Here is a 25,278-nt window from a genome sequence, read left to right as displayed (position 1 = left end):
GAAGACTGATAAAAAAGCCATGATTTCGTTTATGAGACCAGAGCACCGAGACCATTTCTCAACGCAGCGCACGGACCATCGAGACTTTGACCTCCCGGAAATGAGCATCGTTTTAGGGAAGCTTTTTAACGATCGGTGATGTATAGAGCCGACGACACGGGGTTACCGGGGCACGAGGAATCATGACGATCAGCCAGACGAAGAGTTCGGAGCCGGCAGAAGCGCTGCGCAGTTGCAAGGGCGCCTTCATCGGTGTCGCGATCGCCAGCGCGCTCGTGAACATCCTCTACCTCACCGGCTCCTTCTTCATGCTCGAGGTCTATGACCGCGTGCTGCCGAGCCGCAGCATCCCGACGCTGATCGCGCTCTGCGTACTGGCCCTGCTGCTCTATTGCTTCCAGGGCGCGTTCGAGACGGTGCGCGGGCGTATGCTGGTGCGCATCGGCGGCGCGCTGGACGAGGCGATGAGCGGGCGCATCTACCGCACGATCGTCCGCTCGCCCTTGAAGATGCGCAGCCATGGCGACGGCCTGCAGCCGCTGCGGGACTTCGACCAGGTCCGCTCCTTCCTGTCCGGAACGGGACCGGCTGCCTTTTTCGACCTCCCCTGGCTGCCGCTCTATATCGGCATCTGCTTCCTGTTCCATCCCGTGATCGGCTATGTCGCGATCGGCGGCTCGCTGATCCTGGTCGTGCTGACCTTTCTCACCAACCGCGGCACGCAGGGCCCGTCCAAGAGGGCGTCGGAAAGCGGCAATATGCGCAACGCCTTTGCCCAGGCCTCGCAGCGCAATGCCGAAGTCATGCAGTCCATGGGCATGCTCGGGCGGATGTCCGAGCAGTGGGAAGTGCGCAATGCGCGCTACCGGGAATTCAACCAGACGACTTCGGACGTCTCGAATGGCTATGGTTCGCTCTCCAAGGTGTTCCGCATGGCCTTGCAGTCCGGTGTCCTTGCCACCGGTGCCGTTCTCGTCATCGAAGGCATGGCCTCGCCCGGCATCATCATTGCCGGCTCGATCCTGACCGCGCGGGCGCTTGCACCCGTGGAACTTGCCATCGCCAATTGGCGCGGCTTCGTGTCCGCGCGCCAGAGCTGGGCGCGGCTCAACGATCTCCTGAAGGTGCTGCCGGAGGCGAGCGAGCCCCTGGCGCTGCCTGCACCGCGCGAGCGGCTTTCGGCGGAGAACCTGGCCGGCGGCCCTCCCGGCGTCCAGCGTGTCACCTTTGCCGACGTGACCTTCACCGTTCGCGCCGGCAGCGCGCTTGGCGTGGTCGGCCCCAGCGCCTCGGGCAAGTCCTCGCTGGCGCGCGCGCTGATCGGCGTCTGGCCGAGCTTCCGCGGCGCGGTGCGCCTCGATGGCGCCGCGCTCGACCAATGGGACAGCGATCGGCTCGGCCGGCATATCGGTTACCTCCCGCAGGACGTGGAGCTGTTCTCCGGCACCGTGGCGCAGAACATCTGCCGCTTCGACGAAAACGCCTCGGCGGAGTCCATCGTCGCGGCTGCCAAGGCCGCGCGCGTCAACGATCTGATCCTGAAGCTGCCGAACGGCTATGAGACGGAGATCGGCGAAGGAGGCTCGGCGCTTTCCGCCGGCCAGCGCCAGCGTGTGGCGCTCGCCCGCGCGCTGTATGGCGAGCCTTTCCTCGTCGTGCTCGATGAACCGAATTCCAACCTGGATGCCGAAGGCGAGCAGGCGCTTTCCGAAGCGATCCTCAGTGTCCGCGCGCGTGGCGGCATCGTCATCGTCGTGGCCCACCGGCCGAGCGCGCTTGCCAGCGTCGATCTCGTGCTGATGATGGCGGAGGGCCGGATGCAGGCCTTCGGCCCCAAGGATGAGGTGCTGGCCCAGATCCTGCGCCAGCCGAACCGGCAGGGCCAGGCGGCCCAGGGCGGCGGACAGGCTGCGCTGAAGGTGGTGAGCGACGGGCAGGAGAACAGCAAGTGACACAGACGCCAGACCGCACCCCCGTCCGTGCTGCCGCCATCGCGCCGGCCAAACAGACCAACGCCGCTGCGCCGAACAAGCCCTCGGCGCCGGCGACGAACACGGCGCGCCGCTCCTTGTCCCGGCACATGCTGGCCGTGGGCCTGATGGCGACGGTTCTGGTCGGCGGTATCGGCGGCTGGGCCTGGACCACGGAACTCTCCAGCGCCATCGTTGCCTCCGGCACGGTGGTGGTCGAGAACAATGTGAAGAAGATCCAGCATCTGACCGGCGGCATCGTCGGTGAGCTCCTCGTGCGCGAAGGCCAGCGCGTCGATGCCGGGCAGGTTCTGCTGCGGCTCGACCCGACCACGGTGCGGGCCAATCTCTCGATCGTGCAAAATTCGCTCGCGCAGCTTTATGCGCGCCGCGCCCGCATCCGGGCGGAGCAGCTGGGCGCGGCGAGCTTTACCATCCCCGAAGATCTGACCGCGCTGACGACCGGTGACTCCGTCCGCATTCTGGCGGAGAGCGAGCGCAACTTCTTCGAGAACCGCAAGAGCGCCCGCGTCGGCATGGTCAACCAGCTGAACGCCCGCAAGGCGCAGCTGAAGGAGGAGATCGAGGGCCAGACGGTGCAGCTTGCCGCCGTCAGCGACTCGCTGAAGCTGATCGCGGACGAGCTCGACGGCGTGGACAAGCTCTATGCCAAGGGCCTTGTCTCGATGCAGCGGGTGACCGCACTCAAGCGCGATCGCGCCCAGCTGGAAGGCGAGCGCGGCGCACGGCTTGCCGCCCGTGCCCAGGCGGCCGGCAAGTCGAGCGAAATCGACATGCAGATCCTGCAGCTCGACGAGGACATGCGCAGCGAGAACGCCAAGGAACTGACCGAAGTCGAGGCGAAGATCGCCGAGAACGAGGACCGGCGCGTGGCCGCGCTCGACCAGCTGAAGCGGCTCGACATCACCTCCCCGATCACGGGTCGCGTCTCCCAGCTTGCGGTGCACACGGTCAACGGCGTCATCAATCCCGGCGAAGTGCTGATGCTGGTCGTGCCGGAGGCCGACAGCCTGACGGTGGAGGCGCGTGTCGCGACCCACGACATCGACCAGATCACCCCTGGCCAGGCAGTCGATATCCGCTTCAGCGCCTTCAACACCCGCACCACCCCGGAAGTGGATGGCGAGGTCGTCAACATCGCTCCCGACCAGGTGACCGACCAGCGGACCGGCGTCAGCTATTATCCGATCCGCATCCGCCCGAAGCCGGAGAGCCTCGCCAAGCTGAAGGAGCTGCAGCTCTATCCCGGCATGCCGGCCGAGACCTATATCCGCATCGCCAACCGGACGGTGATTTCCTATCTGGCCAAGCCCCTGACGGAACAGATGCAGCGCACCTTCCGCGAGGATTGACGAAGAAGCGGGCGGCGGCTCGGTCCCGAAACAAGCGGCCGCGCCCGGCATCGAGACACGTGAAACGACGGCTTGTGCGGAAAACTGGCCTTGGTGGCGGTTTTTGCATGGCGAACGGCGTGCAAGGGGCTATGTCGCTCCCATGACGTCGAAGCGCCAAGGCTATATCTCCCTGTTCATCGCCATCCTGATCTTCACGGCCCAGGATACGATCTCCAAGCATCTGGGCGGGCTCTACCCGCCGATCTTCATCACCATGGTCCGCTACTGGGCGTTTGCCGGTTTCGTGATCCTGATCGCCGCGCGCTCTCCGGGCGGGCTTCGCGCTGCCGTCGCCACCCGCTGGCCGGTCGTGCAGGTGCTGCGCGGCCTGCTTCTGGTGCTGCAGATCGTTCTGGTCGTCTATTCCTTCGCCCATGTCGGGCTTGCGCATTCGCAGGCGATCTTCTCCGTCGGGCCGATCTTCGTGGCCCTGCTCTCGATCCTGATCCTCGGCGAGCGCGTCGGCTGGCGGCGCTGGAGCGCGATCGGCGTCGGGCTGCTGGGCGTTCTCCTCATTCTGAAGCCGGATGGCGGAACGGTGGAGCCCTTTCTCATCGTGCCGATCTGCAGCGCGCTGGTCTTCGCCTTCTATGTGGTGACGACGCGTCTGGTCAGCCGCGACGACAGCGCCATGACCAGCTTCTTCTACACCGGTGCCGCCGGGGCCGTGGCGATCAGCCTGATCGGGCCCTTCTACTGGACGAGCCTGGCGCCGGCCGATTGGGGCTTCATGGTGCTGCTCTGCCTCACCGGCACCTCCAGCCACTATTTCCTGATCAAGGCCTATGAGAACCTCGACGCCTCGGAGATCCAGCCGGTCACCTATCTGCAGCTCGTCTTCGCCTCGATCATCGGGGTCAGCCTGTTCGGCGAAACCCTGACCCTTCCCATGATCGCCGGCGCGGCCATCGTCGTCAGCGCCGGCCTCTTCACGGTCTGGCGGGAGAGCGTGGTGGCGCGGAGGATGGGAGCGAGTAGGGAGTAGGGAGTAGTGATCAGTGATCAGTGATCAGTGATCAGTGATCAGAAAGTACCGGTGAAATTGCGCTCTCAGCAAATAGCTCACGGCGATCGCGACGAACTCAGCCCTTATTACTTATTACTTATTACTTATTACCTATTGCCTATTCCCTACTCACTGATCACTGATCACTACTCACTCCCTTCTCCCTCCACCCTCCAGTCCACCTCCCCTCTCCCATGCTCCCGCAGGAAGGCGTTGGCTTGGGAGAAGGGTTTGCTGCCGAAGAAGCCGTTATGGGCGGAGAGTGGGGAGGGATGGACGGAGCGCAGGACGAGATGGCGGCTGGGATCGACGAAGGCGGCCTTCTTCTGCGCATAGCTGCCCCAGAGGATGAAGACCACCGGCTCCGGCTTGGCATTGACGGCGCGAATGATGGCATCGGTGAATTTTTCCCAGCCCTTGCCCTGATGCGAGGCGGCGCTGGCCCGTTCCACCGTCAACACGCTGTTGAGCAGCAGCACGCCCTGCCTCGCCCAGCTCTCCAGAAAGCCGTGGCGGGCCGGCGGGATATCGAGATCGGCCTGCAGCTCCTTGTAGATGTTGACGAGCGACGGCGGCAGCCGCACCCCCGGTTTCACGCTGAAGGACAGCCCATGCGCCTGCCCCTCGCCGTGATAGGGATCCTGGCCGAGAATGACGACGCGGACTTGGTCGAGCGGCGTCAGATCGAGCGCGCGGAAATATTCCGACCCTTTGGGAAAGATCTGCTTGCCGGCCTGCCGCTCGCCTTCGAGAAACTGGCGGAGTGCCGCCATGTAGGGGCTTTCGAACTCCGCCGCGAGGGCCGCCTTCCAGCTTTCCTCGATCTTCACCTGTCCACCCGCCACGCCGCCGATCTCCTTAGCCTGTTCGGGACGGAACGATAGATCATCCGCACCTGTCGGCAAGGCCGCAGCGGAGCGTTCAAGCTTTATATTCCTTCGGATATAGCGCTGGTCAAATCTGAGCAGATCGTTATATTCCTCGGAATATCACGCAACCGTGGAGCCATGACCGATGTTGAAACGAACGGTAAGGATCGCCCTGTCCATAAGCCTTGCAGCGCTGACACTCCTCCTCGTCGCCCCGGCGCCGCGGGCCGTGGCGGCCGAGCCGGTGACGATCTTTGCCGCCGCGAGCCTGAAAAACGCGCTCGATGCGGTCAATGCCGCTTTCGCGGCGGAGACAGGCCAGTCAGCGACGGCCTCCTATGCGGCGAGCTCGGCGCTCGCCAAGCAGATCGAGGCAGGCGCGCCCGCCGATCTCTTCATCTCGGCCGATCTTGCCTGGATGGATGCCATGGAGAGCAAGGGGTTCCTGCGCGCCGAGACGCGCACCACCCTACTTGGCAACCGGCTCGTGCTGGTCGGCGAGGAAAGGGCTGCGCCGATCAGCATCGTCCCCGGTTTCGATCTGAAGGGCGCCTTGAAGGGGGGCAAGCTTGCCATGGGCGCGGTCGACAGTGTGCCCGCCGGGAAATACGGCAAGGCGGCGCTGCAGACCCTCGGGGTCTGGCCCTCGGTCGAGGCGGATGTGGCCGGGGCCGACAATGTGCGCGCGGCGCTCCTGCTCGTGTCCCGCGGCGAAGCGCCCTATGGTATCGTCTACCAGACCGATGCGGCCGCGGACCCCGGCGTCAGCGTGGTCGGCACCTTTCCCGAAGACAGTCACCCGCCGATCGTCTATCCAGTCGCGATCCTGAAGGAGAGCCGCAACCCGCAGGCCGCCGCCTATCTCGCCTTCCTCCGTTCGGCCAAGGCGCAGGCGCTGTTCGAAGGCCAGGGCTTTACCTTTCTGGCAAACACCGCGCCATGATGCGCACAGAGACGTCCGCGCCGTAAGGACAGCAGGCGGGCCACCATTCGGCTCGGCCTTTCCAGCCGCAGCGTGATCGCTGCGGCGGCGGGCATTGCGTCACGGGCAGACACGGAGAGCATTCCGGTGCTTGCGTGCCCACGCGACTGCGTTACGAAGGCGAAGCGGACGACATGGATCGAGGATGGATCGACGTGGACTGGCTGATCCTGAGCGAAGCGGAATGGGTGGCGATTCGCCTCAGCCTCAAGGTCTCTGCCGTGGCCATGCTCGCGAGCCTTCCACTGGCCTTGCTGATTGCCTTGGCGCTTGCCCGCGGCCGCTTTCCCGGCCGTGCGCTGCTGAACGGCCTCGTTCACCTTCCCCTCATCCTGCCGCCGGTCGTGACCGGCTATCTGCTTCTCATCCTGTTCGGGCGCAGGGGGCCGGTGGGCGCTTTCCTGGAGCAGACCTTCGGCTTCGTCTTCTCTTTTCGCTGGACCGGAGCGGCGCTTGCCAGCGCGGTCATGGGCTTTCCGCTGATGGTGCGGGCGATCCGCCTGTCGATCGAGGGGGTCGACCGCAAGCTTGAAGAGGCGGCGGCCACGCTGGGCGCCGCGCCGGCCGTGGTGTTCGTCACCATCACCCTGCCGCTGATCGCGCCCGGCATCATCGCCGGCATGATCCTCTCCTTTGCCAAGGCGATGGGCGAATTCGGCGCGACGATTACCTTCGTCTCCAACATTCCCGGCGAAACGCAAACACTCGCCTCGGCCATCTACAGCTTTACGCAGGTGCCGGGCGGCGATGCCGGCGCGCTGCGGCTGACCCTGGTGTCCGTCGCGCTTTCCATGTCGGCGCTGATGCTGTCGGAGGCTCTTGCGCAGGCGGCGCGGCGGCGCGGAGAGGCGGCATGACCCTCAGCCTCTCCGTCCGTCACCGGCTCGGCGCCGCCTCGCTCGATCTCGCCTTCGAAAGCGGGGCCGGCATCACCGCGCTCTTTGGCCGGTCCGGAGCCGGGAAGACATCGATCATGCGCCTGGTGGCCGGCCTGCTCCGCCCGGATGAAGGCCGCATTTCCTTCGACGGCGAAACCCTGGTCGATACGCAGACGCGGCGGTTCCTGCCCGCGCATCGGCGCGGCTTCGCGACGGTGTTTCAGGAGGCGCGGCTCTTTCCGCATCTGAGCGTTCGGCGCAACCTCGCCTATGGGCGCTGGCTTTCGCGTGTAAGACCGAATGCCGCGGAGTTCGACCGCGTGGTGGATCTCCTCGGCATCGCGCCGCTCCTGTCGCGCCGGCCGGAAGGGCTTTCCGGCGGCGAGAAGCAGCGCGTGGCGATCGGCCGGGCGCTGCTCGCCGCTCCACGCATGCTGTTGATGGACGAGCCGCTCGCCGCGCTGGACGAGGCGCGCAAGGCCGAGATCCTGCCATTCCTCGAGCGGCTGCGCGACCAGACCGCCATTCCCATCCTCTATGTCAGCCACTCGGTTGCCGAAGTGTCGCGCCTGGCCGACCGGGTGCTGCTGATCGAGGACGGTCGGCTGGCCGGCAGTGGGACTGCCACCGAGATGCTGAGCCTGCCATCCGCCAGCCACGGCATCGACCGGCGCGAGGAAGGCACGGTGGTGGAAGCCGTGGTCGAGGCCGAGCAGCCCGATCCACGCCTGACGCGCGTGCGCGCCGGCGCCTTGCAGCTGAGGCTGCCTCGCCGTGCTCTGGTGCCGGGCCAGGGCGTCCGGCTGCGCATTGCCGCGCGCGATGTGCTGATCGCCACGCAGCGGCCGGAAGGGCTGAGCGCCTTGAACAGCCTTGCCGGCACGATCACGGGTCTCGCTCCCGCCGGCGCCAATCAGGTGGACGTGATGCTCGACTGCAGCGGCACGCGGCTTTCGGCGCGCATCACCGACGTTTCCTGCGACCTGCTGGCGCTTGCCGTCGGCCAGCGCGTCCATGCCGTCATCAAGACGGTGGCGCTCGATCCCTAGAGAGGATCATCCGCCTTGCGACGCGCGGCCTCGAGCCAGGCGAGATCCTCCGCCATTGCCGCGGCGGACTGTTCTTCCATGGCGCGGAAGCGGCGGATCAGCTCTTCGCCAAAGGGCGTCAGAGACGCCCCGCCCCCCTGCTTGCCGCCCCGCTGAAGCGCCACGGCCTCTTCCGCAAACATGGTGTTCAGCGCGCTGACCAACTGCCAGGCGCGGCGATAGGACATGCCCATCGCCCGGCCTGCTGCCGAGATCGACCCCGTGTCGCGAATCTGCTCCAGAAGCGCGATCTTGCCGCGCCCCAGCCGCTCGCCGGGAAAATCGACGCGGAGAACAGGGCGGAGCGGTGGAGGAGGAGGTGGCGACATCCGATCATGGGGCGGTTTTCCGCCCGGCCTGTCAAGCGTAGAGGGAAGCCTCCGCGCTCAGCCCATGCGCTCGGAGGCGTAGGAGCCGGGGCTCGCGGGAAACACGATCGTTCGGTTGCCGTTCATGAAGACGCGGTGATGGATATGGGCGTGCACGGCACGCGAGAGGACCTGCGCCTCGACATCGCGCCCGAGACTCACATAATCCTCCGGCGACTGGGCGTGGGTGATGCGGATCGTGTCCTGCTCGATGATGGGGCCTTCGTCGAGGTCCTCGGTCACGTAGTGCGCGGTGGCTCCGATCAGCTTCACGCCGCGCTCATAGGCCTGCTTGTAAGGATTGGCGCCCTTGAAACTCGGCAGGAAGGAGTGGTGGATGTTGATGATCCGTCCCGACATCTTCTTGCAGACGGCATCGGAGAGCACCTGCATATAGCGGGCGAGCACGATCAGTTCGGCGTCCGACTGCTCGACGATCTCCATCAGCCGCGCCTCCGCCTGCGGCTTGTTGTCCTTGGTCACCTTGATGTGGTGGAAGGGAATATCGTGGTTCACCACGACCTTCTGATAATCGAAATGATTGGAGACGACGCCGACGATCTCGATCGGCAGGGCGCCGATCTTCCAGCGATAGAGCAGGTCGTTCAGGCAATGGCCGAAGCGCGAGACCATCAGCAGCACCTTCATGCGCGTCTCGAGGTCGCGGATGGACGAGGTCATGTCGAAGCGTTTGGACACCGGCGCGAAGCCTGATTCCAGATCCTCCATCGTCGCGCCCTCCTGGCTGGTGAAGGTCAGGCGCATGAAGAACAGGCCGGTGTGGAGATCGTCGAACTGCGAGGAATCGGTGATGTAGCACCCCTTGTCCGCCAGATAGCCGGTGATGGCCGCGACGATGCCGCGCGTGGATGGACAGGTGACGGTCAGGACGTAGCTTTTCATGAACGGTCTCTCGGGGCTGATCGGCGGGTGCAGGCAACCGTGCTCCCCCAGCGGACGCCTGCTCGAGGAAGCTAGCGCGCGGTCGGCCTGCCCGTCCATCCGTCCGCGACATTGGCTGACATGATCAAGGCAGAGCACGCCCACTCAGGCGATGACGAGCGCCGTGATCCACAATCCGAGGCCGAAGGCGACATGGGCGGCGAGATTGAGCAGGCGCACCCGGTTGGGGTTCGGTAGCTTCGAGGCGGCCATGCCGAGGCCGAGGCCCGGCTGCAGCAGGAACCAGCCGGCCGCGACCGTGACGATGCCCCAGGCGAGCGCCGGCAGAAGCGTCGGCGCCGCCAGCCAGGAACTGCCGGTCATGAACACGAGAAGGATGCCGTAAAGGATGCCGACGGCATAATGGCCCGCCCAGCCGAGCGCGCTTTCCTGCGGGAAGGACGCGGCCTGGCCGATATCGGCGTGGAACACGGTGCCGCGGGAGAGATGGCCGAACCAGCGGCCGACCGGCGCCCAATTGGCCTTGGGATGGCCGAAGGCCAGCGCCAGGAACACGGCCCAGAGATCCATGAGCACGGTTCCGCCCGCGCCGATGAGAACACCCTTCAGAAGAAACTCACCCCAGCCCATCGATTCCCCTCCGACACTGCGTTCGCGCTGCCTGTGTAAGCACATCATGACACGGCTTGCACGCGGCCATCATGCCCGCCCACAGCAAACGGCCCGCGAAAGCGGGCCGACATGCACGATGATGACGAGGAAAAGCCGGCTCAGGCCACCGCGCGGGCCAGTGCGCAGCGCGACCAGAGCTGGTGCAGCGCGCCGACCAGATGGTCGATATCGGCGTCCGAATGCAGCGGCGTCGGGGTGATGCGCAGCCGCTCGGTCTTCTTCGCCACGGTGGGGTAGTTGATCGGCTGAACGTAGATGCCCCAATTGTCGAGCAGGAGATCGGAGATCCACTTGCACTTGGCAGCATCGCCGACGATGACCGGCACGATATGGCTCGGATTGGGAAGATGCGGAATGCCGTTGCGGTCGAGCTGTGCCCGAAGGCGGCGAACCCGCTCCTGATGGGCGAAGCGCTCCACCTGGCTGGTCTTCAGATGCCGGATCGACGCCAGGGCGCCGGCGGCCAGAGCCGGCGGCAGGGCGGTGGTGAAGATGAAGCCGGAGGCGAAGGAGCGGATGAAATCGCAGAGCGCGGCGGACGCGGCGATATAGCCGCCCATCACGCCGAAGGCCTTGCCGAGCGTGCCCTCGATCACCGTCAGCCGGTCCATCAGCCCCTCGCGCTCGGCAATGCCGCCGCCGCGCGGGCCGTACATGCCGACGGCATGGACTTCGTCCAGATAGGTCATGGCGCCGTAGCGGTCGGCGAGATCGCAGATCTCGCGGATGGGCGCGATGTCGCCATCCATGGAGTAGACGCTTTCGAAGGCGATGATCTTCGGCGCCTTCGGGTCGGCAGCCGCCAGCCGCGCTTCGAGGTCCGCTACCGAATTGTGCTTGAAGATCACCCGTTCACACTTGGCGTGGCGGATGCCCTCGATCATCGAGGCATGGTTCCCGGCGTCGGAGAAGACGATGACGCCGGGGATGCGCGAACAGAGCGTGCCGAGCGCGGCCCAGTTGGACACGTAGCCGGAGGTGAAGAGCAGCGCCGATTCCTTGCCGTGCAGGTCGGCCAGCTCACGCTCCAGGAGCACGTGATAATGCGTCGTGCCGGAAATATTGCGGGTGCCGCCGGCACCGGCGCCACAGTGGTCGATGGCGCTTTTCATGGCGTCCGTCACGGCCGGGTGCTGGCCCATGCCGAGATAGTCGTTCGAGCACCAGACGGTGACGTCCTTGACACCCTCGGCCGTATGACGATGCGCCTTGGGAAAAGCGCCACGCTGGCGTTCAAGGTCGGCGAAGACGCGATAGCGGCCTTCCTGATGAAGGCTGTCCAGTTCCGCCTTGAAAAAATGCTCGAAATCCATGCCTGTCTCCAGAACCACGGCCTGTCTTGTGCAAAATGCGTCCTGTGCGTCAATCGCATTTGACGCCTCTCGCCATGGCTGCGGCAATTGGCCCCTACTTTGGAAGAATTCCAGAATAGCCGATCGGCTTCTCCCATTCCAGCGGGCTCTCGGTCAAGGGCCGCACACAAATCTCGCGAGGGACGATTTACCGCGTCTTAACCGTGATCAAGGCGCCTCGGCAGCGCCTGTAACGGAGGGCACTCGCTCTTCAGCTTCTGTTCATGTTTTCTCCTGTCACCTGCCGCGGCAGTCGGTCGCATCTCGATAGATGTCGCGCCGCTTGCCGACAGGATCTTCAAAGATCGGGGAGGCTTCCCCGAACCGCCATCGCCGGACGAGAGCCGGCTTCATTTGTTCAAGGAGAGGACGCATGTTCAAGAAGGCCATCATCCTGGCTGTCGTCGGCCTGACGGCAGCAAGCTGCACCCAGACGGAAAAGGGTGCCGGTATCGGCGCCGTGTCCGGCGCCATCATCGGCGGCGCGGTTACGGGCAATGTTCGCGGTGCCGCCGTCGGCGCGGCGATCGGCGGCGTGTCCGGCGCGGTGATCGGCAGGGTCTCCGAGCAGCCGGGCCAGTGCTACTATCGCGACCGCTACGGCCGCCGCTACATCGACGACTGCCGCTACTGAGCTGAGGCCGTAGGGCACGAAAAGCCTTGGCCGATCACGAAGATAAGCGGGCGGCCAGCCCGCTTGTCGCCCGAACGTCACACTCATGCCCGTATTTGCCGCAAGGACTCGTCCAAAGCCGCACAAAGGCTTCAGGCTCGCCTCAAGGATGTGTAGGGTGCCTTCCCATCAGCGGGCGAAAGCCCGCGGCGGCGGTCGCTATCCGTGGGCGGGCGCTTCCGGCACCTTATGGCACGGGATGCGGAATCGAATGCCTTTGCCGTTTCTCAGTCCTGCGTATCGGAAGGCCGGCCTGGCGCTCGCGCTTTCAGGCCTTTTTCTGTGCGGCACCAGCCCGCTTTCGCCGGCCATGGCCTTCAAGCTCTTCGGCATCCAGCTGTGGGGCAAGGACGAGGAAGAGGCCGCCAAGGTCATCGACCCCGTCGAGTATAGCCTGACGCTCAACGACAACACCGACGATGCCGAGCTGAAAGAGGCGATCGAGAACGCCTCGCGGCTCAAACAGGACGAGGAGCAGCCGGTCTCCGGCGATCTCGGCTTGGCACTGCGGGCGCGCGACGACCGCGACCGTCTGCTGGCCGCCCTGTACGAAAAGGCGCGCTATGGTGGCACGGTCGATGTGACCATCAACGGCCAGCCGCTCGATTCCCTTCCCCCCGATCCGGATTTTCCAGCCGGTGCCCCGGTTCCGGTGGTCGTTACCGTCAATCCGGGCCCGGTCTTCACCTTCGGAACCGTGATGTTCGAGAAGGATGCCGGCGGGCGCGATCCGAAGGACTACGACCTCGAGCCGGGAGAGCGCGCCGACTCCACGCTGATCATCAAGGCCGGCGAGAAGGTCGTCGAGGATCTGAAGGAGGGCGGCCGCCCCTTTGCCAAGCTCGCTGCCCGCACGGCCGTTGCCGATCACAAGACCAACACGGTCGATGTGACGATCTCAGCCGATAGCGGGCCGGTCGCGCCGTTCGGAACGGTGGCGATCAAGGGCGCACGCACGGTCAACCCAGATTTTGTGCGCGAATATTCCCGCCTCGACCAGCACAAGCGCTATTCGCCGGAGGAAATGCGCAAGGCGCAGGAGCGGCTACGCAAGCTCGGCGTCTTCTCCTCCATTACCATTCGCGAGGCCGACAGGCTGGACAGCGACGGCAGCCTGCCGCTGACCATCGAGGTTTCGGAGGGCAAGCACCGCTATTTCGGCGTCGGGGCCGACTTCTCCTCCACCGACGGCTTCGGCCTGCAGGGCTATTGGGGGCATCGCAACCTGTTCGGCGAGGCGGAATCGCTGCGCATCGAAGGCTCCGTCAGCCGGCTCGGCGAAACGCTGGACGCGACGGCGCTGGATTATTCGGCCGGCATCCTCTTTACCAAGCCTGGCGCCTTCGGCCCGACCACGGCCTTCAACGCGAGCATCCGCGCTGCCATGCTCGACCCCGACGCCTACAAGGCCCAGACCATCACCGGCCTCGTCAGCGTCAGCAAGGAACTGAGCGACATCGACACGCTGTCGGTCGGCGCGGAACTCGGCTGGATGAACATCGAGGAGGATGCCTATGACGACAAGCAGCGCTACCTCGTCCCGGCCCTGCCGATCGATTTCGTACGCGATGCCCGCGACAACACGCTGAACCCGACCGAAGGCTACCGCGCCACGGCCAGCATCAAGCCGAGCTACGACATTTACGGCTCGACGGTGTTCTCCTCCTTCGAAGGATCGATCTCCGGCTATTACGGCATCGGCGCGGATGACCGCACCGTGCTTGCCGCCCGGCTTTCGGCCGGCGTGGTGGCAGGCGGCAGCGCGCTGACCGACATTCCCGCCACGCGGCGCTTCTATCTGGGCGGCGGCGGCACCGTGCGCGGCTTCGCCTATCAGGAGATCAGCCCGCGCAATGCCGACGACGACCTGCTCGGCGGTCGCTCCTATGTGAATGTCAACGCCGAAGCGCGGGTCGGGATCACCGACACGATCAGCATCGTGCCCTTCGTCGATGCGGCCACCGTTTCCGCCAAGACCGCGCCCGACTTTTCCGACGTCAAGATCGGCGCCGGCATCGGCGTGCGCTACAACACCTCCTTCGGCCCGATCCGCGTCGATTTCGCCGTCCCGCTCAATCCGTATGACGGCGGAACGCGCTATGGCATCTATGCCGGCATCGGCCAGTCCTTCTAGAGGCGCCCGCCTGCAGACGCCGGAGGGCCTGAAAGTGGGCAGGCAGGCAGAAGGCAGCCTGGCTGCCTCTGCAGTGACATGATGATGGCGGACAAGAGGTTCGCCACAGCAACGACCGAGAGACCCGCCCGACCGGCGGGACGAGGCAAAGGCCCGGGCGAGACGCCGACCGGGTGGGAGAGACGATGAGAAGCCTGTTCATGACCGCGCTCAAGGGCGTCGCCATCCTCCTCGGGGTCGTCGTTGCGCTGCTCCTTGCCGGCGTGCTGTTTCTTGGCTTCACGCCGCCCGGCGCCCGGATCGTGGCCGGCCTCATCGAAACCTATGCCTCCTCGCCGGACCAGACCATTCGCATCACCGGCCCCGGCGCGCTGCTGACCGGCGATTTCAGGGCCGAGACGATTACCCTTTCCGATACGAAGGGCGTCTATGCCGAGATTCGCGACGTCGAGCTTGCCTGGTCGCCGACCGCACTTTTCTCCGGTCGCTTCAAGGCGGAATTGCTGCGCGCCGGCGCGGTCGAGGTGGCGCGCGCGCCTGTCGTGACCGAGCCTGCTCCCGCCGAGCCGAGCTCCGGCTTCTCCCTTCCGGTCGAAGTGCAGCTCGATCACTTCGAGCTGCAGCGCATCGCGCTCGGCGCGCCGCTGATCGGCAGCGCACAGGTGCTGGCGGCCGAGGGCACGCTGACGGCGACGTCGGCAAGAATCGCCGCCAAGATCAACGCCTCGCAGCCCGACCGGCCGGAAGCCCGCGCGCTTGCCGACTTCATCTACGACCCGGCCGGCAATGCGCTGCGGCTGGAAGCCAGCATCGACGAGCCGAAAGGCGGCCTGCTGGCGAAGGCTCTGCGCCTGCCCAATGATCCGGCCGTCACGATCCGGGTGACCGGCGACGGCCCGCTGTCGAAGTGGACGGGAACGGCCACTGCGGCGCTCGATGGGACGGAGGTTCTGAAACTCGACGGGGAGCATACGCTTTCGGCCGATGGCTATCGGACCGTGCGGCTGACCGGCGGCGGCAGCATCTCTGACCTTCTGCCCGAGCCCTTCCGGCCGCTCTTTGCCGGGCGCACGACCATCGATCTCGCCACCGCCTTCGAAGGCAGCACGGCCTTCAAGATCGATCGCGGCCGGCTTTCGACCGATGCCGTGACCATCGACGCCTCTGGCACGCTCAGCACCGTGGGGCAGAACGATCTGCGCGCCCGCATTGCCGGCGTCAACGGACCGGCACCGCTGTCCTTCCCGCTGTCCGGCGAGACCGCGACGCTTCTGATCGGCTCGGCCGACCTGTCCCTGGTCGGCGATGCGCGCTCGGCCGTGCTCGACGTCAAGGCCTCGGTGCCGCGCGCGGTCCTGCCGCAGGGCACGATCGACAACGCCATGCTTTCCGCCCATAGCGATGCCTTCAATCTCACCGACCGGCGCGGCCGGATCATTGTCTCGCTCACGGCCGGCTCGACGGCGCTGGAGCTTGCCGACATCAACCGGCTGATCCGCGGGCCGCTGTCGCTCGACGGCACGCTCGACGTCACGCCGCAGGCGATCGGCTTCGCGCCGCTGACGCTCGATACCACGGCGCTCGACGCCACGATCACCGGGCGTTATTCGCTGATCGACGGCACGCTCGGCATCGATCTCGACGCCACCGCTCCGGCCGCGGCCTTGCCGCCGGCGGCTGCGCGCCGGGTCGGTGGCCCCGTGGCGCTGAAGGGCCGGTTGGAGACGGCCACCGACGGCACGCTGACGGTCAGCAACCTGGCGCTGGATTCGCAAGCGCTGCAGGCAACGGGAGGCGTGACCTTCGGCAACGGCCAATTGACGGCCGACCTGTCCGGCACCATTCCAAACATCGCCCCGCTGGTGGCCAACGGCACAGGCGCGGCCAGCGTCACGGCGCAGATCGCCGGCCCGCTCGATGCGCTGAGCCTGAAGGCCGAAGTGCGCTCGGATGCAGCGGAACTTGCCGGCAAGAGCGTGACCGGCCTGGTGATCACTGCCGATACGGTCTTGAAGAACGGCCTGCCGGAAGGCACGGCCACCGTGAACGGAACGGTCGAGGGCCAGGCCCTCTCCGCGCAGGCAAAGCTTGCCGTGGCCGAAGGCGCGCTCTCCATTCCCTCTCTTCAGGCAAAGGTCGGCGAGAACACGGTCACCGGCGCACTGGCCTTCACGCCGGACTTCCAGCCGAGCGGCACATTCGATTTCGCCCTGCCGGACATTGCGCCTCTTGCCGCCATTGCCGGCCAGACGGCAGCCGGCGACCTCACCGGGCACGCGACCATCACCAGCGAGAACGGCAAGACGGGTCTTGCGATCAACGCAACCGGAGGCTCGCTGACCCGGGGCGATCTTTCGGTCACCAATCCGCGCGCCGATGTCACCATCACCGACCTCGCCACGCTGAACGCGCAAGGCCGGATCACGGCCGACAGCGCGGCACAGGGTGCCAACCGGGTCGACAATGCCGTCGTCGACCTCAGCCGCCAGGGCGAGGAAACGCAATTGGCGCTGACGGGGACCTATGACAAGGCTCCGCTGTCCCTGCAGGGCCGGATCGCCACGGGCCCGGCCGGGCCATCGGTCACGGTCGACCAGCTGGCGGTCGCGCCGCGTGGCATTCCGCTCGAACTCTCTTCGCCCAAGCAACTGGTCTTCGAGGGCGGCGGCGTCCGGCTGGACGGATTCGAGATCGGCCTACCCGGCGGCACGGCGACGGTGACCGGACTTGTCGGCGAAACGCTCGACGCCGTCATCACCGTTCGTGGCAATCCGGCGGTGGAATATGCAACGCCGATGGCGGGCGGCGAAGCGCGGGTGGCGATCGCCTCCGCCGATATCACCGCCAAGGGCCGTCTCGATGCCGCGGCGATCGATGCGAAGGCCAGGCTCGCTTATGTGGCGACGCCTCAAGCACGGCTCGAAGGGCTGGATGTGACGGCCACCAGCGAGCGGCTGAACATCACCGGCCGCGAGGGCCAGATCCGCGCGACGGTCAAGGCGGAGAGCACGCGCTTCGTTAGCGCCGACCTCGGCCGCTTGCTGCCCGGTCCGCTGACGCTGCAAACGACGCTGGGCCTGACGCCAGACGCGGTCACCTTCGACCCTGCGACGATCGACAGTGGCGGGCTCGATGGCGCCGTCAATGGCCGCTTCCAGCTTTCCGATGGCAGCCTGCGCGCAACCTTCCGCGCCACCGCGCCGCCTTCCGCCCTGCCACCGGCGGCCGCCAGCCGGCTTGCGACCGATGTCCGTCTCGCCGGCAGCGTGACCCGCGCGGCCGACGGCACGCTCAATGTCGCCAACCTGGCGCTCGACTCCGGTTCGATCGCCGCCAACGGATCGCTGACGCTGGCCAACGACCAGATCACCGCCGCGCTGGCCGGCACGCTGCCCGACCTCGGCCGGCTGTTGCCCGATGCCAAGGGAACGGCGCGCTTCTCGATCGACGCGACCGGCGCCCTTGCCAGGCCGCTGGTGAAGGCCGAGATCCGCTCCAACGGCGCGACGCTGGCCGGCCGTACGCTGGCGGACCTGGTGGCCGCGGCCACCGTCACGGCGGATCCCGCCAATCCGAGCGCCGAGATCACCGCGACCGGCACGCTGGACCGGCAGGTGATCGACCTGCGCAGCACGGTCGCGAGCACCGAGGGGCGCATCCGCATTCCGGCGCTCAATCTGCGCGTCGGTCCGAATGTGGTGGACGGCGCGATCGAGCTGACGGACAGCTTCCTGCCGAACGGCGAGATCCGCTTTACTCTGCCCGATATCAGCCTGCTCGCCGCCCTGGCCGGGCAGCGTGCGGAGGGAGACCTCACGGGCAATGCGACCATCACCAGCCAAGGCGAGCGCACCGCGCTCAGCCTCAAGGCGCAGGGCTCGGGCATCCGCCGGGATGGCTTGGCGATCGTCAAGCCCGATATCGACCTGACGATCGACGACCTGAAGACGCTGACGCTGCGCGGGCGGCTGAACGTGCAGGAGATCATCCAGGGCCAGAACCGGGTGACCGGACTTCGGCTCGATCTCGAACAGCCGGCGCAAAACCGCACCGAGCTGGCCCTGACCGGCACCTATGACAAGGCACCGCTTGCCGCCAACGCCACCATCACCAGTCAGAACGGCACGACGCGCGTCGATCTTTCCTCCTTCTCCGCCGCTCCGCGCGGCATCGCGCTGCGGCTGGCGCGTCCGACGACGATCACGCTCGAAAATGGAGGGGTTAGGCTGACCGACCTGCAGATCGGCGCCTCCGGCGGCACGGTGACCGTGACGGGCACGGCCGGCGAGCGGCTCGACATGGCGGTGCGCCTTGACCGGCTGCCGGCAAGCCTCGCCAACACCATCCAGCCCTCGCTCGGCGCGCAGGGGACGATCAGCGGTCGTGTCGACGCCAAGGGCACGACGGCTGCGCCCGACATAGCCTACGATCTGCGCTGGGCGGAGGCGAGCGTCGCGCAGGCCCGCAGCGCCGGAGTTGGCGCGCTTGCCATTGCCGCCAAGGGGCGCTTCGCCAACAACAGCCTGACCGTCGATACCACGCTGTCCGGCAGCGGCGGGCTCAGCTTCCGCGGCGGCGGCAGCCTGGGTCTTTCCGGCAACCGCCCGATCGACATGCGCTTTGCCGGCGATCTGCCCTTCGGCATTCTCGGCCCGATCCTCGCGCAGCAGGGCTTTCTGCTGACCGGCTCCGCCACTGTGGATGTGGCGGTCGGAGGCTCTGTCGCCGCCCCCGCCGTGACGGGGCGCATTTCCACCTCCGGGGCGCGGCTTGTCGATGCGCGACGCAACCAGACGATCAACGCGATCAACGCCGAGGTGGCGCTCGAAGGCCAGCAGGCGCGCATCGTCTCGCTGACCGGGCGGCTCGCCACCGGCGGCAGCCTGGCGGTGTCGGGCACGATCGGCACGGCGCCGGCTTCCGGCTTCCCCGCCAATCTCGACATCCGCCTCGACCGGGCAACCTATGTCGATGGCAGCCTGGTCACCGCCAATCTCAGCGGAGCCCTCACGCTCACCGGGCCCCTTACCGGGTCGCCGCTGCTGTCCGGGCGGGTCGATGTGCCGAAGGCCTCGATCACCGTGCCGCAAAAGCTGCCGGCCTCGCTGTCGGAAATCGATATCCGCCACCGCAACGCCCCGCCGGAGGTGCGGCGCATGCTGGCCAAGCTGAAGAAGGACGAGGGCAATGGCGGCGCGACCAAGAAGAGCGGCGGGATCGGATTCGATCTGACCGTCAGCGCGGCGCGCATCTTCGTGCGGGGACGCGGCATCGACGCCGAGCTCGGCGGCGACCTGACGATCCGCGGTAATGCCGCAACGCCCATCGTCAACGGCGGCTTCCAGATGAAGCGCGGGCGGCTGGAGGTGCTCGGCCGGCGGATCGACTTTACCGACGGATCGATCGCCTTTGGCGGCGACCTGATCCCGACGCTCGATCTCGACGCGACCTCGACGGTCAATTCGACGACGATCACGGTGAATGTGGCGGGCCTTGCCAACAATCCGCAGGTCAATTTCTCCTCCGCCCCTGCCCTGCCGCAGGACGAAATCCTGGCACAGCTGATCTTCAACCGCTCGCTCTCCAACCTTTCGCCGGTGCAGATCGCCCAGCTGGCGGCAGCGGTCAGCCAGCTGGCCGGCGGCTCGGGCGGCACGCTGTTCGATGGGCTGCGCAACAAGCTCGGCGTCGACGATCTGGATATTTCCACCGATGCCGCCGGCGGCGCCTCCGTGCGCGCCGGGCGCTACCTCAACGACCGCACCTATCTGGAACTGCAGTCCGGCACCGAGGCCGGCGGCGGCAAGGCGGTCATCAACCTCGATGTCGGACGCGGGGTAAAGCTGCGCGGCGAGGCCGGCGGCGATGGCGCCGGCGCCGGCGTTTTCTACGAGAAGGAATATTGACGCGCTCGCAGGGCGCGTCAGCGCGCCTTCACCCGCGCGCCCAGGCCTCCACCCGCTGCCCGCCGAAGATATGCTCGGTGGGCAAGGCGAAGATGAAATAGGGATTGAGCGGGGGGAGTTCCGAGGCCGCATCAAGCTTATGGCGCTGATCCGGGCTTAGAACCACGTCGAGCGAGCCAATGTTCTGCGTCAACTGCTCCGGCCGGCTGGCGCCGACGAGCACCGAGGAAACGCCCGGACGCTCGCTGACCCATTTCAGCGCGACCTCTGCCGGCGTGCGGCCGATCTCGGCGGCGATGGACTTCAGCCGATCGACGATGGCGAAGTTCCGCTCGGTAAACAGCATGCCGCCAAAGGGGTTGTCACCGTTCAGGCGTCCGTCGCTCCCCTCCGCCCGCGCGGGTGCGGCCTGATCCGGCATGGCCGAGGCACGCCCGGCATCGTTCATCTTGTCGCGACCATATTTGCCGGTCAGCAGCCCGGCCCCGAGCGGGCTCCAGGGGACAAGCCCGAGACCGAGCTCCCGGCCCGCCGGGAGGAGATCGAGCTCGACGCCGCGGTCGAGAAGCGAGTAGGCATATTGCAGGCCGATCGGCCGCGGCAGACCATGCGCCTCCGCCAGCGTCGCGACCCGCGCGACATACCAGGCCGGCGTATTGGAAAAGCCGTAATGCAGGATCTTTCCGGCGCGCACGGCCGAGGCCAGCGTTTCGAGCACCGCTTCGGCCGGGGTGGTCCGATCCCAGACATGGATCCAGTAGAGGTCGATATAGTCGGTCTTCAGGCGCCGGAGGGACTGATCAAGCGCCTGGCGGATGTTCTTAGCACCATTGCCCCCCTGAAGAGGCGTGCCCTCCCCACGCGAAAAGCCGGCCTTCGTCGCCACCACCAGCCGGTCGCGCTGGCCACTGTCTGCCAGAAACTCACCCAGCATGCGCTCGCTGTCTCCGCCGGAATAGATGTCCGCCGTATCGAGGAAATTGCCGCCGGCTGCGACATAGGTTTCGAAGAGCTGCCGCGAGACCGATTGATCGGCGCCCCAGCGTCCGGCGCCAAAGGTCATCGTGCCGAGAGCCAGAGGGCTGACGATCAGGCCGGAACGGCCGAGTGTACGATAGGCGGTCAAGTCCATGACGATGCTCTCCTTGTCCAGTGTCTGAACCCTAGCCCGCTGACGGAGCTTCGATAATCGGTTGCCGATCGAATGAACTTGTGAGCAGCATGCAGGAATGAATCGCTCCGACCTCAACGATCTCGCCGCCTTCGCCACCATTGCCCGCCTGCGAAGCTTCAGCCGCGCTGCGGCGGTGCTGGGACTGTCGCCCTCCGCCTTGTCGCACGCCATGCGGGGTCTGGAGGAGCGGCTCGGCGTGCGGCTTCTGGCGCGCACGACGCGCAGCGTGTCTCCGACCGAGGCAGGCGACCATGTCCTGCGCACGCTCAACCCCGCGCTGGCCAGCATCGACGGCGCGATGGACGCGCTTGCCGAGTGGCGCGACCGCCCCTCCGGCACGGTGCGGATCACCACCTTCGCCTATGCCGCAAAGCAGGTATTGCTGCCGAAGCTGCCCGCCTTCCTGCTCGCCCATCCGGAAATCGCCGTCGAGGTCAATGTCGAGGATGGGTTGACCGACATCGTCGCTGCGGGATTCGATGCCGGGATCCGGCTTGGCGAAACGGTCGACCGGGACATGATCGCCATCCGGCTGGGGCCGGAGTTGCGCACGGTGGTGGTCGGCACGCCGGAGTACTTCGCCCGTTTCCCGGCTCCGCGGACACCGCAGGATCTCGCCGCCCATGCCTGTATCGGCTATCGCCTGGCGACCTCCGGCGGCTTGCTGCCCTGGGAGTTCGAAAAGGATCAGCGCGCCTTCTCCGTCCGCACCAGCGGGCCGCTCGTCGCCAATGACGCCGATCTGGCGCTTGCCGCCGTGCGCGCCGGCGCGGGGCTCGGCTACATCATGGAGCAGGATGTGATCGATGACATCGCCGCCGGCCGGCTGATCCAGGTGCTGGCCGACTGGTGCCCGCCTTTTCCCGGCTTCCACCTCTACCATCCGAGCCGACGCCAGTCGCCGCCGGCGCTGCGGGCGCTGATCGCGGCGCTGCGTGCCGAGCCGGCGGGCCGGTCGAGGGCCGCAGACTAGCTTGAGACCTCTTGGCCGGCCGCCGGGTTGCGCACGGCACCCTTCCAGCGCAGCCGGGGCGAGGCCTGGCCGATGCCGGGGTTGAAGCAGTTGCAGGGATCGAGCGCCTGGTAATGGGCAAGCACCTCGGCTGGGGCGCTGTAGAGATGGCCGAAATTGTGTTCGGCCGGATAGCGCGCCCCGCGCGCGGCCAGCAGGGCCAGAAGCTCGTGCTCCACCGCCAGCCAGTCCTGCCCGGGCGCCAGCACATAATCCTGGTGGAAGACATGGCAGAAGAAGTGCCCGTAATAGAGCCGCTTCAGGATCTTGCCGTTCGTCTCTGCCGGCAGGGTCTCGAACCAGTCGCGCGCATTGCGCGGCAGCGCCACGTCGAGCGCCACCAGACCGCCCGTATCCCGGCCGTGCACGATCGCATAGCGCACCGCGGCCCCGGCAGTGGCGAAACGGTGCAGGAAGGCGGCAGAACCTTCCGCCGCATCGCAGACGAAACAGTCCCCATCCCGCCCTGCGAGCACGGACTCGATGACCTGTCGCGTTTCCGGCAGCGCGTCCGCGGAGACCCTGATCATCAGATGATGTTCGAACCGATCGCGATAGGCGGTGAGCCGCGGCGGCAGATGCGCGGGAAGCAGCCGGCTCACGCCTTGCAGCAGCCTGTCGGCGAGATTGGCGGGCAGGAAGGGAAGGCGCTCGAACAGCGCATCGACCCGGCTTTTCAGCGCGAAGAAAGCGGGCAGACGGCGCGTGCCGATGCGCTTGACGAGGAGATAGGTGTCCTTGCCGTAGGCTTCCGCAATCTCAAAGGCATCGCGGTGGATGTATTCGGCCGCGATCGGCAGCGGGATCGGGCTTTGCAGCAGTTGGCGTCGGATGTCCTGCAGGGCGTCCGCCTCGTTCGTGCCGACATAGAGCACGGTCGCCCCGCTTTCCTTCTCGAACGTATCGAGACGGACCGCGAAGACGGCGAGCTTTCCGGCCGAGCCGGATGCGCCGTGCAGCTTGCGCAGGTCGGCATTGAAACGGGCCGGCGTGTCCGCGTCGATGGCGCGCACATGGCTCTGATAGTCCGGATCCGAGGCCACACCGCCGCTGCGGATCGCGTCAGCGGTAAAGCGCCCCTCCTCCAGCCGCCGCAGCATGTCTTCAGGCTCGTTGCCGAGCGCGATGCCGAGCGCGTTGATTAGATGGAGTTGCCCGTCGGCGTCACGCTGCGCATAGAGCGCCAGCTCCGTGTAGGAGGGACCACGGCGGATGAGCGCGCCGCCGGAATTGTTGCAGACGCCGCCGATGACCGACGCGCCGAGGCAGGAGGAGCCGATGACCGAATGCGGCTCGCGCCCATGTGGGTCGAGCGCGATCTCGAGCTCGTTGAGCGTCGTTCCCGGCAGGGCCACGACCTGGCTCGCGCCATCGATGAGATGCAGGCCCTTGAGCCGCATCGTGTTGATGACCACCACCGGTCGTCCATAGTCCGTCGCAAACGGCGTCGATCCGCCGGTAAGCCCGGTATTGGCGGCCTGGGAGATGACGACCGCTTCGGCCTGCACGCAGGCCTGCAGCACCCGCCAGTACTCGACCAGCGAGCCCGGCCGCACCACGGCCACGGCGGCACCGCCACCGTACCGATAGCCGCGCAAAAAGCGCCGCTGGGAGGATGGCGTCACCAGAACATGGCGACGGCCGACGTGGCTGCGAAGGGCAGCAAGAAGCGCCGAGGGATCGTCGCCTCCCTCCCTCTTTCCAGAAACGACCGCCATGCGCCTTCTGCCTCCGATGCCCGCTTTGATGCCGACCTCTGTCTACTGCGCGTGGCCCGGCACCACCAGCACCCGGATCTCGCCGCCGGCCGCCGGCCCGCTGATGGCCGCCACGGCTTCATTGAGGTCGACGACACGGCTAACCAGGGGGGCGACCGTGACGGCACCGCTGGCGATCAACGCCGCCGCGCGGCGATGGGTGTGCGGGTTAAGGAAGGAGGTGATGACCGAAACCTCGCGGAAGAGGAGATCGAAGGGCTCGAACGCCACCTTTTCGCCGGCCGGCAGCACGCCGAGCAGCACGCAGGTTCCGCCCCGCGCGGTCAGCCGCGGCGCCTGCTCCACGGTTTCGGCGAGCCCCGCGCATTCGAAGACGACATCCGCCCCGCCGGGAAGAAGCCCGTCCGCGCCTGTCAGCCGCGCAACGACATCGCCCTCGGTCAAGTCCAGGCCATCCGTCGCGCCGAGGCGGATCGCCAGCGCGCGCTTGGCGGCGCTGCGGGTCACGAGCACGATGCGCGTTGCACCGGCAAGCCGCGCCAACTGCACGGTGAGCAGGCCGATCACTCCGCCGCCGATGACGACCACCGAGGATCCGACCGCGATTTTGGCGAGGTCGACGCCATGCAGGCAGCAGGCAAGCGGCTCGCAGAAGGCGCCCCCCAGCGGATCGAGCGTTTCGGGAAGGGAATGCGCCTGGGTTTGCGGGAGAACGACATAATCGGCGAAGCCGCCATTCCGGTGGATTCCGATCGCCTGGAGATTGAGGCAGAGATTGACCCGGCCCTTCTGGCACTGGGCGCAGCGGCCGCAGGCGATGTTCGGGTCGCCCGTCACGCGCATGCCCGGCCGGAAATCGACGACATCGCGCCCCACAGCCTCGATCACACCGGAAAACTCATGGCCGAGCGTGACCGGCGGCTTGGCGGGAAACTCGCCGCGATAGAGATGGCGATCGGTGCCGCAGATTCCGCAGGCCTCCACCCGCACCAGAAGCTCCTCGGGCCCCGGCACAGGCGTTTCCACCTCCCGCACGACCAGCCGGCCAACCTCTTCGAGAAACAGCGCTTTCATTCATCCTCCCAACTCTCCGTCCCCGACGCGCCTCATCCGCGCCGCAGGCTGCCTGTTGAACGACGGGCATTGGCTCGGGTCAAG

18 protein-coding genes are annotated in these 25,278 nt (G+C 66.8%); 10 read left to right on the top strand and 8 right to left on the bottom strand.

The genetic code is table 11. From position 1 onward, the window contains the following. The first annotated feature begins 182 nt into the window (after window positions 1-182). The 3 genes from U8330_RS01920 to U8330_RS01910 all read left to right on the top strand — a co-directional run bounded on the left by U8330_RS01920 (window position 183) and on the right by U8330_RS01910 (window position 4,370). Complete coding sequence (locus tag U8330_RS01920) at window positions 183-1,952, top strand: type I secretion system permease/ATPase (protein WP_323103471.1); 1,770 nt, start codon at window positions 183-185, stop codon at window positions 1,950-1,952. A gap of 128 nt (window positions 1,953-2,080) precedes the next feature. After that, a complete protein-coding gene (locus tag U8330_RS01915) occupies window positions 2,081-3,343 on the top strand; it encodes an HlyD family type I secretion periplasmic adaptor subunit (protein WP_323107092.1) in 1,263 nt (420 codons plus the stop codon). Between the two features lie 142 nt (window positions 3,344-3,485). Next, entirely contained in the window at window positions 3,486-4,370 is an 885-nt protein-coding gene (locus U8330_RS01910; RefSeq protein ID WP_323103470.1) for a DMT family transporter, read from the top strand. 167 nt (window positions 4,371-4,537) lie between these two features. Here U8330_RS01910 and ung read toward each other — a convergent pair whose 3' ends face one another. Continuing rightward, entirely contained in the window at window positions 4,538-5,236 is a 699-nt protein-coding gene (gene ung / locus U8330_RS01905; protein ID WP_323103469.1) for a uracil-DNA glycosylase, read from the bottom strand. A 169-nt stretch (window positions 5,237-5,405) separates the two neighbouring features. Between ung and modA the strand changes: the two genes are divergently transcribed. The 3 genes from modA (at window position 5,406) to modC (ending at window position 8,169) form a co-directional block, all read left to right on the top strand. Then, window positions 5,406-6,203, top strand: a complete 798-nt coding sequence (gene modA / locus U8330_RS01900; RefSeq protein ID WP_323103468.1) for a molybdate ABC transporter substrate-binding protein — start codon at window positions 5,406-5,408, stop codon at window positions 6,201-6,203. 194 nt (window positions 6,204-6,397) lie between these two features. After that, window positions 6,398-7,099 (top strand): molybdate ABC transporter permease subunit, encoded by a 702-nt coding sequence (gene modB / locus U8330_RS01895; RefSeq protein WP_323107091.1) that lies wholly within the window; start codon window positions 6,398-6,400, stop codon window positions 7,097-7,099. Further along, on the top strand, window positions 7,096-8,169 hold the full coding sequence (gene modC, locus U8330_RS01890; protein ID WP_323103467.1) for a molybdenum ABC transporter ATP-binding protein: 1,074 nt from the start codon (window positions 7,096-7,098) through the stop codon (window positions 8,167-8,169). Before modB ends, modC begins: the two co-directional genes overlap by 4 nt. On the opposite strand, the gene U8330_RS01885 is transcribed toward modC, so the two are convergent. From U8330_RS01885 to hemA, 4 genes are all read right to left on the bottom strand, one after another. Further along, window positions 8,166-8,537 (bottom strand): winged helix-turn-helix domain-containing protein, encoded by a 372-nt coding sequence (locus U8330_RS01885; RefSeq protein WP_323103466.1) that lies wholly within the window; start codon window positions 8,535-8,537, stop codon window positions 8,166-8,168. The two genes, modC and U8330_RS01885, sit on opposite strands and share 4 nt — an antisense overlap. A gap of 57 nt (window positions 8,538-8,594) precedes the next feature. Further along, window positions 8,595-9,479, bottom strand: a complete 885-nt coding sequence (purU, locus tag U8330_RS01880; protein ID WP_323103465.1) for a formyltetrahydrofolate deformylase — start codon at window positions 9,477-9,479, stop codon at window positions 8,595-8,597. Window positions 9,480-9,623: 144 nt separating this feature from the next. Beyond that, window positions 9,624-10,109: a DUF2938 domain-containing protein gene (locus U8330_RS01875; RefSeq protein ID WP_323103464.1), complete on the bottom strand. Its 486-nt coding sequence runs from the start codon at window positions 10,107-10,109 to the stop codon at window positions 9,624-9,626. A 140-nt stretch (window positions 10,110-10,249) separates the two neighbouring features. Next, complete coding sequence (hemA, locus tag U8330_RS01870) at window positions 10,250-11,464, bottom strand: 5-aminolevulinate synthase (RefSeq protein ID WP_323103463.1); 1,215 nt, start codon at window positions 11,462-11,464, stop codon at window positions 10,250-10,252. A 412-nt stretch (window positions 11,465-11,876) separates the two neighbouring features. Here hemA and U8330_RS01865 point away from each other — a divergent pair, with 412 nt between their 5' ends. The 3 genes from U8330_RS01865 (at window position 11,877) to U8330_RS01855 (ending at window position 20,216) form a co-directional block, all read left to right on the top strand. Next, complete coding sequence (locus tag U8330_RS01865) at window positions 11,877-12,137, top strand: YMGG-like glycine zipper-containing protein (protein WP_323103462.1); 261 nt, start codon at window positions 11,877-11,879, stop codon at window positions 12,135-12,137. Between the two features lie 250 nt (window positions 12,138-12,387). After that, a complete protein-coding gene (locus tag U8330_RS01860; RefSeq protein WP_416236797.1) occupies window positions 12,388-14,310 on the top strand; it encodes an autotransporter assembly complex protein TamA in 1,923 nt (640 codons plus the stop codon). 185 nt (window positions 14,311-14,495) lie between these two features. Next, window positions 14,496-20,216: a translocation/assembly module TamB domain-containing protein gene (locus U8330_RS01855; protein ID WP_323103461.1), complete on the top strand. Its 5,721-nt coding sequence runs from the start codon at window positions 14,496-14,498 to the stop codon at window positions 20,214-20,216. Between the two features lie 28 nt (window positions 20,217-20,244). On the opposite strand, the gene U8330_RS01850 is transcribed toward U8330_RS01855, so the two are convergent. Next, window positions 20,245-21,348 carry an aldo/keto reductase gene (locus tag U8330_RS01850; RefSeq protein WP_323103460.1) on the bottom strand — a complete coding sequence of 368 codons (1,104 nt, stop codon included), beginning with the start codon at window positions 21,346-21,348 and terminating at the stop codon, window positions 20,245-20,247. Window positions 21,349-21,445: 97 nt separating this feature from the next. Between U8330_RS01850 and U8330_RS01845 the strand changes: the two genes are divergently transcribed. Then, a complete protein-coding gene (locus tag U8330_RS01845; protein ID WP_323103459.1) occupies window positions 21,446-22,363 on the top strand; it encodes a LysR family transcriptional regulator in 918 nt (305 codons plus the stop codon). Here U8330_RS01845 and dld read toward each other — a convergent pair. Together dld and U8330_RS01835 are read right to left on the bottom strand one after the other, a co-directional pair. Then, window positions 22,360-24,120 (bottom strand): D-lactate dehydrogenase, encoded by a 1,761-nt coding sequence (dld, locus tag U8330_RS01840; RefSeq protein ID WP_323103458.1) that lies wholly within the window; start codon window positions 24,118-24,120, stop codon window positions 22,360-22,362. The two genes, U8330_RS01845 and dld, sit on opposite strands and share 4 nt — an antisense overlap. A gap of 42 nt (window positions 24,121-24,162) precedes the next feature. Further along, entirely contained in the window at window positions 24,163-25,194 is a 1,032-nt protein-coding gene (locus U8330_RS01835) for a zinc-dependent alcohol dehydrogenase family protein (protein ID WP_323103457.1), read from the bottom strand. Window positions 25,195-25,278: the final 84 nt, after the last annotated feature.

Origin of the sequence: Rhizobium sp. CC-YZS058 (genome assembly GCF_034720595.1) — a bacterium.
Lineage (GTDB): Bacteria > Pseudomonadota > Alphaproteobacteria > Rhizobiales > Rhizobiaceae > Ferranicluibacter.
This window is presented reverse-complemented; position numbering and strand designations above follow the sequence as displayed.

Excerpts from the sequence above, each read along its gene's own strand:
- modC (WP_323103467.1), top strand. The coding sequence starts at position 7,096 with ATGACCCTCAGCCTCTCCGTCCGTCACCGGCTCGGCGCCGCCTCGCTC.
- U8330_RS01845 (WP_323103459.1), top strand. The coding sequence starts at position 21,446 with ATGAATCGCTCCGACCTCAACGATCTCGCCGCCTTCGCCACCATTGCC.
- U8330_RS01835 (WP_323103457.1), bottom strand. The coding sequence starts at position 25,194 with ATGAAAGCGCTGTTTCTCGAAGAGGTTGGCCGGCTGGTCGTGCGGGAG.
- hemA (WP_323103463.1), bottom strand. The coding sequence starts at position 11,464 with ATGGATTTCGAGCATTTTTTCAAGGCGGAACTGGACAGCCTTCATCAG.
- U8330_RS01855 (WP_323103461.1), top strand. The coding sequence starts at position 14,496 with ATGAGAAGCCTGTTCATGACCGCGCTCAAGGGCGTCGCCATCCTCCTC.
- U8330_RS01920 (WP_323103471.1), top strand. The coding sequence starts at position 183 with ATGACGATCAGCCAGACGAAGAGTTCGGAGCCGGCAGAAGCGCTGCGC.
- U8330_RS01915 (WP_323107092.1), top strand. The coding sequence starts at position 2,081 with ATGCTGGCCGTGGGCCTGATGGCGACGGTTCTGGTCGGCGGTATCGGC.
- U8330_RS01875 (WP_323103464.1), bottom strand. The coding sequence starts at position 10,109 with ATGGGCTGGGGTGAGTTTCTTCTGAAGGGTGTTCTCATCGGCGCGGGC.
- modA (WP_323103468.1), top strand. The coding sequence starts at position 5,406 with ATGTTGAAACGAACGGTAAGGATCGCCCTGTCCATAAGCCTTGCAGCG.
- dld (WP_323103458.1), bottom strand. The coding sequence starts at position 24,120 with ATGGCGGTCGTTTCTGGAAAGAGGGAGGGAGGCGACGATCCCTCGGCG.
- U8330_RS01860 (WP_416236797.1), top strand. The coding sequence starts at position 12,388 with ATGCCTTTGCCGTTTCTCAGTCCTGCGTATCGGAAGGCCGGCCTGGCG.
- U8330_RS01885 (WP_323103466.1), bottom strand. The coding sequence starts at position 8,537 with ATGTCGCCACCTCCTCCTCCACCGCTCCGCCCTGTTCTCCGCGTCGAT.
- purU (WP_323103465.1), bottom strand. The coding sequence starts at position 9,479 with ATGAAAAGCTACGTCCTGACCGTCACCTGTCCATCCACGCGCGGCATC.
- U8330_RS01910 (WP_323103470.1), top strand. The coding sequence starts at position 3,486 with ATGACGTCGAAGCGCCAAGGCTATATCTCCCTGTTCATCGCCATCCTG.
- U8330_RS01850 (WP_323103460.1), bottom strand. The coding sequence starts at position 21,348 with ATGGACTTGACCGCCTATCGTACACTCGGCCGTTCCGGCCTGATCGTC.
- U8330_RS01865 (WP_323103462.1), top strand. The coding sequence starts at position 11,877 with ATGTTCAAGAAGGCCATCATCCTGGCTGTCGTCGGCCTGACGGCAGCA.